This window comes from Chondromyces crocatus (assembly GCF_001189295.1).
Lineage (GTDB): Bacteria > Myxococcota_A > Polyangia > Polyangiales > Polyangiaceae > Chondromyces > Chondromyces crocatus.
Genome location: NZ_CP012159.1, coordinates 6,594,292 through 6,608,105, shown reverse-complemented (window position 1 = coordinate 6,608,105; position 13,814 = coordinate 6,594,292). Strand labels below are relative to the sequence as shown.

10 protein-coding genes are annotated in these 13,814 nt (G+C 69.4%); 8 read left to right on the top strand and 2 right to left on the bottom strand.

Annotated elements, in window-relative coordinates; all coding sequences use genetic code 11:
• Positions 1-236 precede the first annotated feature (236 nt).
• From CMC5_RS23990 to CMC5_RS23975, 4 genes are all read left to right on the top strand, one after another.
• The gene (locus CMC5_RS23990; RefSeq protein ID WP_050432606.1) at positions 237-2,933 is read left to right on the top strand and encodes a helix-turn-helix domain-containing protein; all 2,697 of its coding nucleotides are present in this window, start codon (positions 237-239) and stop codon (positions 2,931-2,933) included.
• A 49-nt stretch (positions 2,934-2,982) separates the two neighbouring features.
• Positions 2,983-3,615, top strand: coding sequence for a CDP-alcohol phosphatidyltransferase family protein (locus CMC5_RS23985; protein ID WP_050436092.1), 633 nt, complete (start codon positions 2,983-2,985; stop codon positions 3,613-3,615).
• Between the two features lie 138 nt (positions 3,616-3,753).
• The gene (locus CMC5_RS23980) at positions 3,754-4,917 is read left to right on the top strand and encodes an STAS domain-containing protein (RefSeq protein ID WP_245677714.1); all 1,164 of its coding nucleotides are present in this window, start codon (positions 3,754-3,756) and stop codon (positions 4,915-4,917) included.
• Positions 4,918-5,042: 125 nt separating this feature from the next.
• The gene (locus CMC5_RS23975; protein WP_082362736.1) at positions 5,043-6,161 is read left to right on the top strand and encodes an outer membrane protein assembly factor BamB family protein; all 1,119 of its coding nucleotides are present in this window, start codon (positions 5,043-5,045) and stop codon (positions 6,159-6,161) included.
• A gap of 100 nt (positions 6,162-6,261) precedes the next feature.
• Here CMC5_RS23975 and CMC5_RS23970 read toward each other — a convergent pair whose 3' ends face one another.
• On the bottom strand, positions 6,262-6,867 hold the full coding sequence (locus CMC5_RS23970) for a TetR/AcrR family transcriptional regulator (RefSeq protein ID WP_050432603.1): 606 nt from the start codon (positions 6,865-6,867) through the stop codon (positions 6,262-6,264).
• Between the two features lie 294 nt (positions 6,868-7,161).
• On the opposite strand from CMC5_RS23970, the gene CMC5_RS23965 reads away from it, so the two are divergent.
• Entirely contained in the window at positions 7,162-8,541 is a 1,380-nt protein-coding gene (locus tag CMC5_RS23965) for a carotenoid oxygenase family protein (RefSeq protein WP_050432602.1), read from the top strand.
• Positions 8,542-8,553: 12 nt separating this feature from the next.
• Here CMC5_RS23965 and CMC5_RS23960 read toward each other — a convergent pair whose 3' ends face one another.
• Positions 8,554-9,363 carry a hypothetical protein gene (locus CMC5_RS23960; RefSeq protein ID WP_050432601.1) on the bottom strand — a complete coding sequence of 270 codons (810 nt, stop codon included), beginning with the start codon at positions 9,361-9,363 and terminating at the stop codon, positions 8,554-8,556.
• A 528-nt stretch (positions 9,364-9,891) separates the two neighbouring features.
• Between CMC5_RS23960 and CMC5_RS48645 the strand changes: the two genes are divergently transcribed.
• The 3 genes from CMC5_RS48645 to CMC5_RS23950 all read left to right on the top strand — a co-directional run bounded on the left by CMC5_RS48645 (position 9,892) and on the right by CMC5_RS23950 (position 13,727).
• Positions 9,892-10,014: a hypothetical protein gene (locus CMC5_RS48645; RefSeq protein WP_281180721.1), complete on the top strand. Its 123-nt coding sequence runs from the start codon at positions 9,892-9,894 to the stop codon at positions 10,012-10,014.
• A 12-nt stretch (positions 10,015-10,026) separates the two neighbouring features.
• Positions 10,027-11,475, top strand: coding sequence for a hypothetical protein (locus CMC5_RS23955; protein ID WP_050432600.1), 1,449 nt, complete (start codon positions 10,027-10,029; stop codon positions 11,473-11,475).
• A gap of 1,535 nt (positions 11,476-13,010) precedes the next feature.
• Complete coding sequence (locus tag CMC5_RS23950; RefSeq protein ID WP_082362735.1) at positions 13,011-13,727, top strand: thioredoxin-like domain-containing protein; 717 nt, start codon at positions 13,011-13,013, stop codon at positions 13,725-13,727.
• The last annotated feature ends 87 nt before the right edge of the window (positions 13,728-13,814 follow it).

Sequence of the window (13,814 nt, the reverse complement as noted above, 5' to 3'; positions counted from 1 at the left end):
CTTTTGTGCGCGCATTGCCGTGGATTGGACAAGCTGGCGGCGTGCGGCTAGTGGCGCCGCCCCCTCACTTTTCCGGCCATCCAGCGCGACGCCTCCCCCCGCCGACGGCGCGTGCGGGGCTCGCGCGACGCTCACCTGCCGGCCGGCAGCTCCGAGCGCGGGCGCCACCTGCGCTGGCCGTGCTTCCTGGCCCGGTAGACACGCCCGGCGGAACTCCTTCATCATCGTCGTGCCTCATGCCGCAGGTGTTCCACCACGAAGCCCTGCTCCGCGCTCGGCTCGATCTGAACCTCACGCAGGAGCAGCTCGCAGCCGCCGTCGGCGTCGATGTCCGCACGTACCGGCGCTACGAGTCCGGCGCGGTGAACGACCCGCGTCAGGGCTTCTCGGTGCGTCACCCGACACGACGCCGGATGCTGGAACGCCTCTGCGTCGAACTCGGCCTGACGGAAGAGGAGCTGCTCCTCGACACCAACGCGCTCGCGCACGATCAGCGCCCCACCCCCACGCCTCCGCGCTCCACCTCCCTTCCACCCTCCGCACCTTCGCCCGCGCCGGAGTCGCCACCAGCATCACCGCCGACCACGCTCGTGCCCCTCCACGTGCATGCTCTCCAGCGTGCCAAGCATTTCGTCGGACGCGCTCCCCTGCTGGCCATGCTGAGCCCGTGGATCGCCGCCCCGCGCCCCGCGCCCCGGGTGCTCACGCTCCTCGGCGTCGGCGGTGCGGGCAAGACCGCGGTCCTCGACCGCGCGCTCGCCGAGCTCGGAGATGCCCCGCAGCGAGGCGGCGTCTTCGTCTGGAGCTTTTACGAAGACGAGCGCATCGAGTCGTTCCTGGCCGAGGCGCTCCGCTACTTCGCACGAGGTGCAGAGAGCGGCCCGGGAGAGCGCCTGCTCCGGCTGGAGGAGGCGCTCCGGGACGGCGCTCCTCATCTCCTGGCGCTGGATGGTCTCGAGGTCGTTCAGGCCGAAGGGGGGGGCGGGCGCGCTCACGGCGAACTCGTGGATCCTCTCCTCCGACGCCTCCTTTGCGCCCTGGCCCGAGGGCTGGGCGCCGCCCGCGCGCTCGTCACCTCGCGCTTCTCCCTGACGGATCTCGACCCCTGGGCAGGCGATGGCGCGGGCTCCCTCCCGCTCTCCTCGCTCTCCTCGGGTGAGGCCTCCGACCTGCTTCGCGCGTGGGGCGTCCGCGGCGACGACGACACCCTCCGTGGCCTCTCCGCCCCTTCCGGCGGGCACGCACTCTCGGTGGCCGTGCTCGGCTCCTATGTCGGCAGCTTGCTCGGTGGCGACCCCGCAGCTTTCCGGAGTGCGGCCCTGGTCGATGCCGCCCGTGATGATGCCCTCGCCCGTCGCCTCGCCTCGATCCTCTCCGCCTATGCGGACGCCTTGCCTCCCTCGGAGCGGGATCTCCTGGCCCGGCTGTCCTTGCTCCCTGCCGCCGCCGAGGAAGAAGCGCTCCTCACGATGGTGCGCGCCGGAGGCATGCTCGCAGGCACCCTCGCCGGATGGGGGATCGCCGAGCTACGACGCGGCCTCGCGCGGCTCGAGCGCCTCGGCCTGGTCTTCGTTGCGCGTGCCGAGCGACCTCTCTATTCCACCCACCCCTTCGTTCGCGATCACTTCCGCGCCCTGGCCGCAGGCTTGCGACCAGCAGCCGCTGCGGCCCTCGCCTCCTCCAGCGAAGGCTCCCTCCTGCGGGCTCCGCGTCATGCTCCGCGCGACACCGCGACCCTCGAACTCCACGAGGCCCTCATCGGCCAGCTCCTCGAGCAAGGGCGCGCCGTGGACGCCTGGGATGTCTACCGGCGTGGCCTCGGAGGCTTCTCTCATCTCGGCCTCGTCCTTGGCGAGATGAGCCGCGGCGCCCGCGTCCTGCGCGCGTTCTCCGCCGCCACCGACCTGGATCGCCAGGCCGACGGCGTGCAGGACGACGACCCGCATCGCCTGCCCGAAGCGCTGCCCCCCCTCTCTCGCGCCGAGCTCGCCTACGAGCGCGGCCTCTATGCAGCAGCCCTCGGCGAGCTGGGTTTTGCTCGCCGCTGCTACGAGGCCCACAACCGCCTGGTCGAGGACCTCCAGGAGCCCATCCACCTCACCACGGGCCTGCGCACCCTTGCATATACCGAGCGCCTCGCAGGCTCACTCCGCAGCGCGCTCGCCCTCGTCGACCGCGCCATCGCCATCGCGGAGCGTGACACCCACCCGGCCCACATCACCCGGGGTCTCTCGCTGCGTGCCGCCATCCTGCACGACCTGGGCGACGACGGTGCCGCAGCCGATGCCTTCGCCGCGGCCCGCTCCCTCGGCGATCGCCTGACCGCCCGCCGTGGGCTCTGGGAAGCCGAGCGCGAGCTCGCCCTGGGCCACGTTGGCGACGCCAGCCGCACGGCACGCCGCATCCTGGGGCAGTGCGAACACCTCGGCTGGCAGGGACATGCCTCTCATGCCCACGCCTTGCTGGGTCATGCCCTCCTCGAAGAGCGCGACCTCCTTGCAGCCACCGAGAGCCTCACACGAGCGCGCCACTGGGTCACCGTCTCCGGAGAAGTCGAGGCGGCGTTGCGCTGTCACGAACTCGCGGCCCGGATCGGCCTCGCCCGAGAGGCGATACGACGCGAAGGAGGGGTGGAGGCGCTCGACGCGACGAACTCTGCCACGCATGAGGCCGCCGTCGAAGCCGACACCGGACTTCAGCTCGCCACCCTGAGCGGCTTCGGTCCAGCGAGGACCCGACTCGCCATCCTTGCGGCCCGCGCAGCATTCTTCGCAGGATCGAGCGAGGCGCTCGTGCTGGCCCGCGCAGCGCTGGCGGGTGCTGACCTCGACGACGCCCGCGGACACGCCGAGGCGCAGCGCTGGGTCGAGATCGTGTCCGCCCCCGCGCAGCCGCTGCACACCCCGGTCCCGCCCAGGCCCACCTCCGGGTGATGGAAGCACCGCAGTATGTCCAGGCATGTGGCATGCTTCCCGGACCCCCATGCCCCCTGCGTCCGAGCGCCCGCGCCGCTTCTCGATGCTCCGCTCCTTCGTCCTGGCTGACCTGATCACGCTGGGCAACGCCGCGAGTGGAACGCTCTCCCTCTTCTTTTGCCTCAACTACCTGGACACGCACGAGCGGACCTACGTGTGGTTCGCCCTGGGTCTCCTGCCCCTCGCGCTCATCTGCGACATCCTCGATGGGACGGTGGCACGCTGGCGGCGCAAACACTCGCCCCTCGGCGCCGATCTGGACTCGCTCGCGGACGTGATCTCCTTCGGTGTCGCCCCCGCTGTGCTCGGATACACCCTGGGCCTGCGCGGTGCCTGGGACATGGTGGCGCTGGTCTTCTTCGTCTGCTGCGGGATCAGCCGTCTTGCCAGGTACAACGTCACCGCCGCGTCGCTCAGCGACGACAGCGGCAAGGTGAAGTACTACCAGGGCACCCCGATCCCCTCGAGCCTGCTCCTGGTGCTCGTCCTCGGCATCCTGTTCTCGATGGGCCACGTCCACGAGCAACTCTGGCTCGGCGAGATCCGCCTCGGTCCTGGCGTCCTTCACCCCCTCAGCCTGCTCTTCGTGCTGAGCGGCAATGCGATGATCAGTGCGACGTTGCGCATCCCGAAGCCGTAGTCCTGCGCTGCCCGAGGCCGCTCATCCGGAGCGTTCGCCTTCTGTCACGCCGCGCACGCCGGACGCGACGTGGCTTACCCAGCGGTCCGCGAAGCGTGCGGATGACGCGCGAGCATCGTAAGAAGCATGGGCCCGCTCATGAGCCTCGAACAGCAACTCTCGGCCCTCGAGCTGTCCATCCTCCCCACCTGGGTCTGGGATCACGAGCGTTGCCGGTTTCCCTGGGCGAACAGCAAGGCCGTCGCGCTCTGGCGGGCTTCGGATCGGGCAGAGCTGCTCTCGCGGGATCTCTCGGATCTGTCGGCGTCCACGCGTACCCGCCTCGAGAACTACCTGCGCGCCATCCTCGACGGTCAGACCGTCGAGGAGGACTGGACCCTCTACCCACGCGGCGTGCCTGCCACCATGACGCTGCACGGTCAGGGCGTGCGCCTCGACGACGGCCGCACGGGCATCCTGTTCCAGGCGCTCCCTCGTCAGGCAGGCATCGACGACTCCATGGTGCGCGGGGTGGAGGCGGTCCGTCACACCTCCGTCTTGATCAGCCTCGTCGATGGGGAAGGACACATCCTCTTCCACAACCCTGCGGCCTTGCGTGCCACGCACAGCGCTACCCGCCTCGATGCACTGTTTCCGGATCCAGGTATCTCCGCGGCCATCTTGCGTGTCCTCACCGGAGAACACGTGCCGTTCTCGGCGGAGATCCCCGTCGGCCCTCCCGACGACGAACGGCTGCACCTCGTCGAGGCGCGCGCGACGACGGATCCGGTGACCGGGGGTCGAGCCGTCCTGGTCCAGCAGCTCGACTTGACCGCGCAGCGCAAGGCGGAAGTGGAAGTCGAGGCACAGCGCCGCCTCATCGACGAACTCAACCGCTCCCTCGCCCTCGTCGAGCAGCAACGCCAGCAGATCGTCACCCTCTCGGCGCCGATCCTCGAGGTGTGGGAAGGGACACTGGCCGTGCCCCTCATCGGCCTCATCGACGCCGCGCGCGGCGACGAACTCGCCGAGCGCTTGCTCCCCGCCATCTCCCAGCGCACCGCGGCCAAGGTGATCCTCGACCTGACCGGCGCCGAGGCACTCGACCTGGAGGGCGCTGCCGCCCTGGAGCGCCTGTCTCGCGCCGTGACCCTGCTCGGCGCACGCCCCGTGCTCACCGGCGTCCGCCCGGAGGTCGCGCGGGCCCTGATCGATGCGGGCATCCACGCGGAAGGGTTCGTCATCCTCCGCAGCTTGCGGCAGGGCCTGGAGGCCTGTCGCGCGCCGGCGCCGGCGCCATCGAGGGCGCGGGCGCGGCCCTGAACCGCCGCCTCCACCCGTCCATCGCTCCCGCCGCCGCGTGATTCCGAGCGGCGGGCCACGATCTCCCGACGCCAGGACGACGACGTCCTTCCGGGCCGCGCGGCCCTCGACGTACACTCGACGCGATGCGGTGGTGCAAGGGGTGCGCGGCGGCGGTGGAGGGCGAGCCCTCGGAGAATGTCCGTTGCCCCCAGTGTGGGGCCGACAATCCACCGCTCCAGCTACCTCCAGCCGTCTCTCCCGCCGTACGGATGCTCGCCGTCGGTGGCATGGTCGCCCTGGCGCTCGGGTTCGCCGTCCTCTTCTTCATCCAGGTCGAGCCACCGCCGGACGGCACCCGCCCCTCGCGTGGCGCGCTGAGCGCCCGCACCCCCTCGCGCGCTCTCCGCGGCCTGGCGCTGGAGGTGTACCGGGACGACCTCTGCTTCGTCGATGCGAACGGGGATGGCACCCTCGATCCCGTGGTCTGGATGTCCGACGGAAAGGACCAGAGCCGCGTCGCGGTCGTCGACGGGCGCACCGGAGAGGGGATCTGGGCATCGCCTGCCGGGAAAGGTCGCCACGTGCTGGGCTGCGCAGACACCGACACCATCCTCGCTGGCGCGGGTCACGCCTCGCTGCGCGCCCTCGACGCGCGCACGGGCGCCGAACGCTGGAGCGTGGATCTCCCGGGTCAGCCCGAAGCGCTTTCCGTCGGCGAGGGATGCATCACCGTGCTCTCCCGCGGCGGCGTCGCCACCGGCCTGCAGCGAGCGACGGGCGCGATGATCGCGTGCCCCTCGGCGCCGACCCCAGACGCATTCGCCGGCCCTCGCTGGGACCGCACCAAAAATCCCCGCCTCGTGCCCGTCGGAGAACTCTCCCTGCGGCTCTCGGCGGCCACCGAAGGCGCGCCCAAGCTCACCCTCGAAGCCCTCAAAGCGGGGACCGTCGTCTGGACGCGCCCCCTCGACGCCCGCGCCCCCGGCGCCAGCCCCGAACTCATGCTCGTGGTGGCCGGAGGCATCGTCATCGTCGCCGGCTCCGACGGCGGAGGCGCGGGCCGCATGCGCTTCGTCGGGATCGACGTCGGCTCCGGCAACGTCCTCTACGAGCGCCCTGCAGGCTGGGCGGGTCCCCACATCCCCGCGATGGACGCCTCGGATGGACGCCTCGTCGTCATCGCCGGCGGCTCCCTGCGCGCCATCGACATCCCGACGGGCGAGGAGGCCTGGCAGGCCGTCGCACCTGCGTCGCTCCCCTGACGCGACTCCGCGCCCGACAAAGCTGATCGGTCACCCGACAGACGCCACCGGGCATCCACCGCGCCTGGGCGCCCACCGCTCACCGCTCACCGCTCACTGCTCACCGCTCCCGCTCCGACGGGTGCATCGTGGAGGCCGGGTGCATCGTGGCGGCCACCTGCCGCAACCCCTCGGCCAGCTCGGAGGCCGTCGGCGCGCGCGCCGGATCGATGAGCCACTGGATCAGTACCCCGATCAGCAGCGTCAGGTGCACGGACCCGACCGCACGCACGGCGCGCTCGTCCTTCGTGGGCTGGGCGGCGTGGAACATGGCTGCCAGCCCCATGCGCGCCTTCTCGTGGGCCTGGGCGAGCTGCTCCCGCAGCGCCGGGACCCGCTCCGCCTGAGGGAAGGCCTCCACACTGCCGACCAGGACCGGCCGTATTTCCGCGAACGACGCGAGCATCCGCGACCAGGTGAGCTCGAACTGCTGCGCCGGATCGGCCGCGGGCTCGGCCCGAAGGATCCGCTCCATCTCCGTGGCCCACTCATCGAGCAGGAGGATCATCGCCTCGTTGAGCAAGGCCTCCTTCGAGCCGAAGTGGTAGCCAATCGACGCCAGGTTGGTCCCTGAAGCCGCCACCAGGTCGCGCGCCGTGGTGTGTGCGTACCCTCGCTCCAGCAAGCACTGCTTGGCGCCAGCCAGCAGGTTCTCTCGATGTCCCACGGGCCGGACCTCTAACCCACGCTCCTACAAACGTCTTGCCCAACCGGTTTATACGTTTGTATAATACGTCCGTATAAACCATCAGGGGAGCGCTCCCCTGTCCTTCATTTCGGGCACGTGGACGGGTCGAGAAGGCCGCCGTCGTGTTCGTGTGTCGGCGTTCGTCTGGCATGGGGCGCAGACAGGCCGAGAGGGGCAGGGGAGGGGGACGAGGCGCGGTGACGGCGACCTCCGTTCCTGGGGACCATTGCGTCTTCTGCACCGCCCCCTCCGTGGAACGTGAAAGGACGGCGCATGTCGACGAATCCCTACCTCGAAGGCCCTTTCGCACCCGTTCGAGAGGAGGTGACCGAGCATCACCTCCCCGTCACCGGCCGCATTCCTCCCGAGCTGAATGGCCGCTACTTCCGCAATGGCCCCAATCCCGCGATCGTGGCCGACCCACACCGACACCACTGGATGAGTGGTGAGGGCATGATCCACGGCGTGCGGCTCCGAGAGGGCCGGGCCGAATGGTATCGCAATCGCTGGGTCCGCTCCGGCGCGGTGGCCGATCGGCTCGGCGAGCCACGTCGAGGAGCGCCGGTCGCCGCGGATCTGGACTTCGCTGCCAATACCCACGTGGTGAGCCACGCTGGCCGCATCCTCGCGCTGATCGAGGCCGGCGCCACGATTTACGAACTCACCCACGACCTCGAGACGGTCGGGGTCTTCGATTTTCTCGGGACGCGGCAGGAAGGCTTCACGGCCCACCCCAAGCTCGATCCTCGCACCGGCGAGCTGCACGCGGTGGCCTACGTGGGCGGGCTGGATCACGTGCAGTACCTGGTGGTCGACCCCTCGGGCGCCGTCGCGCGAACCACGAATCTCCCCGTGGCCGGCGCCTCGCTCATGCACGACTTCGCGCTCACCGAAGACCACGTGGTCATCTACGACCACTCGGTCCGGTACCGGATGGAAGCCATTTCGAGAGGTGAACTCACACCCTTCTTCTGGGATGACGCGCATCCGGCACGCGTCGGCCTCTTGCCTCGCCGTGGCGGCGAGATTCGCTGGATGGAGCTGCCACCCTGCTACGTCTCCCACACGATGAACGCCTACGACGAGGGAGGTCGGGTGATCGTCGATCTGATGCGTTATGCAGGCCCGTTCGATGCCAATGCGCACGCAGCTCCGCCCCCTAGTCTGGAGCGGTGGACCCTCGACCCCGTGGCCGGCACCGTCCGCAGCCACCCGCTCGACGCGCGCATCCAGGAGTTCCCCCGCGTGAACGAGCGCTTCGTGTCACGACCCTACCGGTACGGCTACACCGTGTGCTGTGGCCCCATGATCGGTGCCATGACGCCAGGCGGCAGCAGCGCGCCCGTGGAGGCCACCACCAATGCGTTGATCAAGCACGATTTCGAGCGCGGTGTGACCGTGACCCGGGAATTCGGGCTTCACGCCGCTGCGAGCGAGCCCGTGTTCGTGCCGCGTGCCGATGCGACGGACGAGGATGACGGATACCTCCTGGCCTTCGTCCACCATCCCGAACGCGATGCGGCGGATCTCGTGATCCTCGCCGCGCAGGATCTCACGGGCGAGCCGCTCGCCCGGATTCATCTGCCCTCGCGCGTCCCGCTGGGGTTCCACGGGAGCTGGGTGATGGACGACCCCGACCTCCGTCCGACCTGAGCGAGGGTCGGCTCAGCAGCGACAGGCCAGGTAAGTCCCCGTGAACAGAGGCCGCTCCTGGACCTCGCTCCCGCATCTCGGGCAGAGCTGACCCACCGTCAGCGGTCGCGGCGGCGCCGAGGAGCGCGGCGCCGTCCCGGCAGGGCGTAGCGTGGGCGGGACCGACAGGATCGCTGGGGTCGAGGGCGCCGACGGGGCAGGCGTCGAGGTGGACGGGGCCGACGCGAGGGCCGCGACGAGCGGCTGGAACTCGACGATGGAGACCCGCTGGAAGCTCTGGCGTGGTGTGGCGCTGCGCTGCGGAGAAGCGAGGAGGTCCTGCTTCGTCCGGATGTTCGTGATCGGCGCGTGCATGTTCAGGTAGGAGAGTTCCGACGTGTAGAGCGAAGGGTCCACCATGCGCGGGTCCTCGGGCTGGAGCACGCCATGACGGAAGGCGTCGGCCAGCACCTCCACATCGGTGCGGGTGCTGCGATTGCGTGACGCATCGACCAGAAACAGCCCGTCGCCGTAGTACGCCGCGCTGAGCCAGAACCCGCCGCCCTTGGTGTGGTACCCCCCTGCAGCCCAGCGGTACGACCGCAAGGTGCGCACATGGGCGGTGAGCGCCGCCGCGAGTGCGTTCCCCGTCATCCCGAGCGGGAGCAAGCTCGCCAGAGCGCCCGGGTGGAACGTGAGGCAATCGGTACAGGCGACGGAGACCACGGGTTCGAGCGGTCGTGTCGGATCGATGCAGGTCAGGACCTCGGAGTCGCTGCGGTAGCAGCCAGAAAAGCAGCCGTGCCGCTCGATGGCGGACAGCAGGGCAGCGGGGAGGGACATGGGCCGGATTATAACGCCGCATCGGGCTGCTGGCCCACCCTTCCAGGTCGCCGTGGGAAGCCCGCCCGGCGAAATCGAGAGACCCAGTCGATTCCGTGACTTACGTGAGCGCCGAGGCCACCATTGCCACCGCAAAGGCCGGCAACGAAGCGCCATTACAGCAAGACTAGAGCGTCTCACTTCGCTGCCCCTGTAAATGGTGGAGTCTTCCCGCTCCTCGCTCGTGACGTGACGAGCGGTACGCCCCTGCCCATGGCCCTGCCCGTCGCACCTCCGCGTCGCTCATCCACACGAGAGACCCCGCGGGCAGGCCGAGCCCTCCAGGGAACGCAGCATGCCGCGGTGTCGTGCCAGCAGCCCGCGGCACGGTGCCAGCAGCCCGCGGCACGGTGCCAGCAGTCCGCGGCATGGTGCCAGCAGGTCGTCGTGCCGCTACCAGCAGGTCGTGGTGGCCTCGCCAATGACCGTGGTGCGCTTGCAGCCGGTCGTCGCCGACGCCCATCACCCCCCGGAACCCTCGCACGATCCGTGACCCATCCCCACGAAGCGCTGGCTCCCCCCCACGAGGCGCTGGCTCCAGCCCACGAAGCGCTGGCTCCAGCCCACGAAGCGCTCGGCTTTGCCGGATCCATCCTCGTGCGCCTCGCGTAGCATCCGCGCCGCGTGCAGCGCAGAACCGTCATCCTGGGCACCCTGGCCGGAGCGTCGAGCGCGCTCGGACCTGCGCTCGCCCTGCGCGGCTTCACGGTGGATGACGCCCTGATCTCCGCCCGCTACGCAGCCAACCTCGCGGCTGGCCACGGCTACCGCCTCAACGCCGCGGGCCCCGTGACCGACGGCGTGACCCCCCTCGGCTGGGCGCATCTCCTGGCCCCCTTCGCTGGAAGCGGCCCCCTCGCCGCCCTCGCCGCGGCGAAGCTCCTCGGCGTGGTCGCCTGGCTCCTCGGTGCAGCGTTCCTCGGCGCGGCGATCGCGCGCAGCTCGGAGCGCCCGATCCGGTTCGCCGCGCTTGCGCTCGTCGCCGCGTCAGCTCCCCTCGGCGCCTGGAGCGGCTCCGGCATGGAGACGGGCCTGATCGCCGCCCTGGCCGCCCTCGCCGCGGCGCTGCCCGAGCTGGGCGCTGCGCGCGCGGGGGCAGCCTGCGCCGGCCTCGCGGCTGGATTTCGACCCGAGCTGCTCCCGTTCTCGCTGGTGATCGCCGGAGCTGCCGGCTGGGCTCCCCATCACCCCACGCACCCAGCGTCGCCGTCGCCGCTCGCGCGCTGGGCATGGCAGCTCGGCCTCGCCGTGACCCCCTTTCTCGCGGTCGCCTTCCTCCGCGCCGCGCTCTTCGGTCGTCCTGCGCCCCTCTCGGCCCTCGCGAAAGCGCCGGATGCGACCCTCGGTGCCCGGTACGCACTCGCCTGTTTTCTTCTCTGCGGTCCGATCGCGCTCCTCGCCCCCTTGGCTGCGCGGCGCCTGGCCCCCTGGCCACGGGGACTGATCGCCGCCGTGTTCACCCACTTCGCCGCGATCGCCCTCGCCGGGGGCGACTGGATGCCCCTCTCGCGCCTCGCCGTTCCCGCCTTGCCTGCGACCGCGCTCGCCGCCGCTCATCTCGCCGCGGTCTCCGATCGCCGCGCCACGGCAGCCCGCTTTGCGCTCGCGCTCGCTGGCGAACTCTTCGCGCTCGTCAAGGTCGGCCCCGCTGCGGCCCGCGTCGGCGACGCTCGGACCGCCCTCATCGAGGCGCTCCGGGAGCCGCTCTCCCGAGCCCAGACCATCGCGGCCGTGGACATCGGCTGGCTCGGGGCAGCTGCGCCCGAGGCCACCCTCGTCGACCTCGCCGGGGTCACCGATCCTGCGATCGCCGCCCTTCGAGGGGGTCACACGACCAAGCGCATCCCTCCGACGCTGCTCGACGCGCGCGGCGTCGACACCTTGGTGCTCCTCCTCCGTGAGGGGGAGCCGCTGCGCATCCCCTGGACCGCGTCGCGCTTCGCTCGCGGCACGGAGCTTTACCTGGCGCACCTGCCCCACATCGAAGAAGATTTCGCTCCCCTCATCGAGAGCCGTGTCCCGGGACTCCCGTACGTCGTGTTGCGTCGCGTCCCGCCGCGCGCGGCCGATTGACACGACCGGGCGCGGGGCGCCTCCTGCACGCGGCGTGCAATGCGCATTCGATTTCACCGTTCGAGCCGGGTGCCACTGGAGAGGCACGACGATTGAAGCGACATTCGCATCCTGTCTCATCGAATTCGCGATGTGGCGTGCCGCGGGGGTCGGTCCCTGACCCGTCATCGTGAACCGTTGGCCACGGTGACATGGGGAAGAATGCCCCGTGCTGCGGCGCGTCGCCTGCATTCGCGCCGAGGAGGAACGACGAAAAGCGACGTGAAGAAACCTGCTCGTCGTTGGACAGGCGCGCGATCCGTTTGGTAGGGTCCCGAGCGAGGCTACTCACTCTATGAAAAGATCCATGCTCCAGCGCCTCATTGCCATTCCTGCGATCGCTGCTCTGATGGCCCTTGCCGCCAGCTGCAGCGTATCTCGCGGTGTGTGCGAGGCTGGTGAAGACTGTGTGTGTTCCGACGAACGACGATGTGAGCGGACCTGCGACGGTCCTGGCTGCGCATTCCGTTGCGAATCCTCCGGTACCTGCGAGTTCGACTGTCCGGAAGGTGGGTGTACCGCCGATTGCTCGAGCACCGGCTCGTGCGTCATGTACTGCCCTGGGAATGGGTGCATCATGAATTGCCAGGCGAACGGCTCGTGTGACATCAAGGAATGCAGCGAAAACTGCGCGGTGAACTGCTCGTCGACGGGCGCGTGCGACTAGTACTGCGTACCCTGAATCAGGGGCCTATCGGCCCCTACGCTCCCGATGGTCGCTACCCCTGCTTTCTTCGCAGATCGCTTGGCCAAGGACCCAGGACGAACTTGGGGAACACGGTACTAGCCCCGTCTTCCCAGGCCTGCCCCCCGCTCACCGCGAAGCGATCGGCGGAGTAACGCTGGGGCAGCGACCTGCGGGAGCGCGAGGGGCGACGGGCTTCTGATTCTGGCACGCGGTGACGACCGCTCTCCTGTCGCCCCTCCTGTTGCCCTGCTGTCGTCAGGGCCCGTGACGATCTCGCCTGCCGCTTCCCTGCACAAGCCCGCTCGCTGATGGGTCGGCGCGGCCATCGGATCCGCTCTGCCGCGAACCATCGCGCTTGGATGAATCTGCTCACGGGTCCTCTCCCTCGAGCCTTCTGAAACGAGCCTTCACCGCACCGCTCGGAGGTTGTGCTGCAGGGCACGTGCGCGACGCGCGAGCGTCGAGTGCGAACTCATGCATGCGCAGTCATCCTGGCTGGATCCATTCACTGTTGTCGTATTCGGTGGTCTGTAGACCGTAACGTGGAGTGACGGTCTCCATCCGTCGAACGACGGCTTCTCTCCGCGGCGCTGCGGATCGTCACGACGATGCGTCGGTGAATGCATCACGATGTTGCGGGATCTCGACCGCCTTTCGGCAAGAGTACAATTGTCCAAGAGGGAAAGCGGGGACGTGCCGTGACCCACGGATCTCTGCGAGATGTTGACGCTTGCAACGCTTGGGCCTGGTAAATATAGTGGTTCGGAACTAACCATAGCCCTATTTCAGAACCAGGCAGGGTCGGTGCATGATGGCGGTGTTGGGTGATTGGAGGCATGCAGGTGCCTCGATTCGCGGAGTCGTTCGTCTTCTGGCATTCGGCGTCGGTTTGAGCCTCGCCGGCTGCGGTGACGACGCTGATCCCACGCCGAATGGGACCACCTCGACCGTGCCCGAGGGCGCGGAAATCGAGACGCTCTCCCCGGGCGCGCAGCCATTGCCTGGTGAGAGCGAGTGCAAGGTTGTTATCGCCAGAAAAATCCCCGTCGAATCGGCGAATCACCTCGACGAGTGCTCCTCGCTCGAATTTGCGGCGAATCCACCGAGCAGTGGCGACCACTGGCCGAGGTGGGCGGCTTTCAGGCGTTACACGGTGCCGGTAGCGCGCGAGATGTACGTTCACAACCAGGAGCACGGTGGTGTCGTCCTGTCCTACCGCTGTTCTGGCGCGTGTCCCTCGGTCGTCGCCATGCTCGAACAGGTCATGGATGATTACCCGGACGACGTCTTCTGCAGCATGAACATCCCGGTCGTTCGCAATCGCTTGCTGCTCACGCCGGATCCGAAGCTTCCCACGACGATCGCTGCCTCTGCATGGGGAGCGACGTACACCGCGACCTGTCTCGACCCGACCTCGCTGGCCGCCTTCGTCGCCGAGGTCTACGGGAAGGGCCCCGAGCTGACCTGTTTCGACGGCGTCGATGTCGCGGAGTCCGGCGGCACGCTCCCGGAATGCGCGGATTAGCGCCATCGCGGTGAGAGCGCCCCGCCTGCGCACCGAGCGTTCGCGGGCAGGGAGCGCGCCTTCATCGCTGGTCTCCTCGTTGAACCG

Excerpts from the sequence above, each read along its gene's own strand:
- CMC5_RS23990 (WP_050432606.1), top strand. The coding sequence starts at position 237 with ATGCCGCAGGTGTTCCACCACGAAGCCCTGCTCCGCGCTCGGCTCGAT.
- CMC5_RS23985 (WP_050436092.1), top strand. The coding sequence starts at position 2,983 with ATGCCCCCTGCGTCCGAGCGCCCGCGCCGCTTCTCGATGCTCCGCTCC.
- CMC5_RS23980 (WP_245677714.1), top strand. The coding sequence starts at position 3,754 with ATGAGCCTCGAACAGCAACTCTCGGCCCTCGAGCTGTCCATCCTCCCC.
- CMC5_RS23975 (WP_082362736.1), top strand. The coding sequence starts at position 5,043 with ATGCGGTGGTGCAAGGGGTGCGCGGCGGCGGTGGAGGGCGAGCCCTCG.
- CMC5_RS23965 (WP_050432602.1), top strand. The coding sequence starts at position 7,162 with ATGTCGACGAATCCCTACCTCGAAGGCCCTTTCGCACCCGTTCGAGAG.
- CMC5_RS23960 (WP_050432601.1), bottom strand. The coding sequence starts at position 9,363 with ATGTCCCTCCCCGCTGCCCTGCTGTCCGCCATCGAGCGGCACGGCTGC.
- CMC5_RS23950 (WP_082362735.1), top strand. The coding sequence starts at position 13,011 with ATGATGGCGGTGTTGGGTGATTGGAGGCATGCAGGTGCCTCGATTCGC.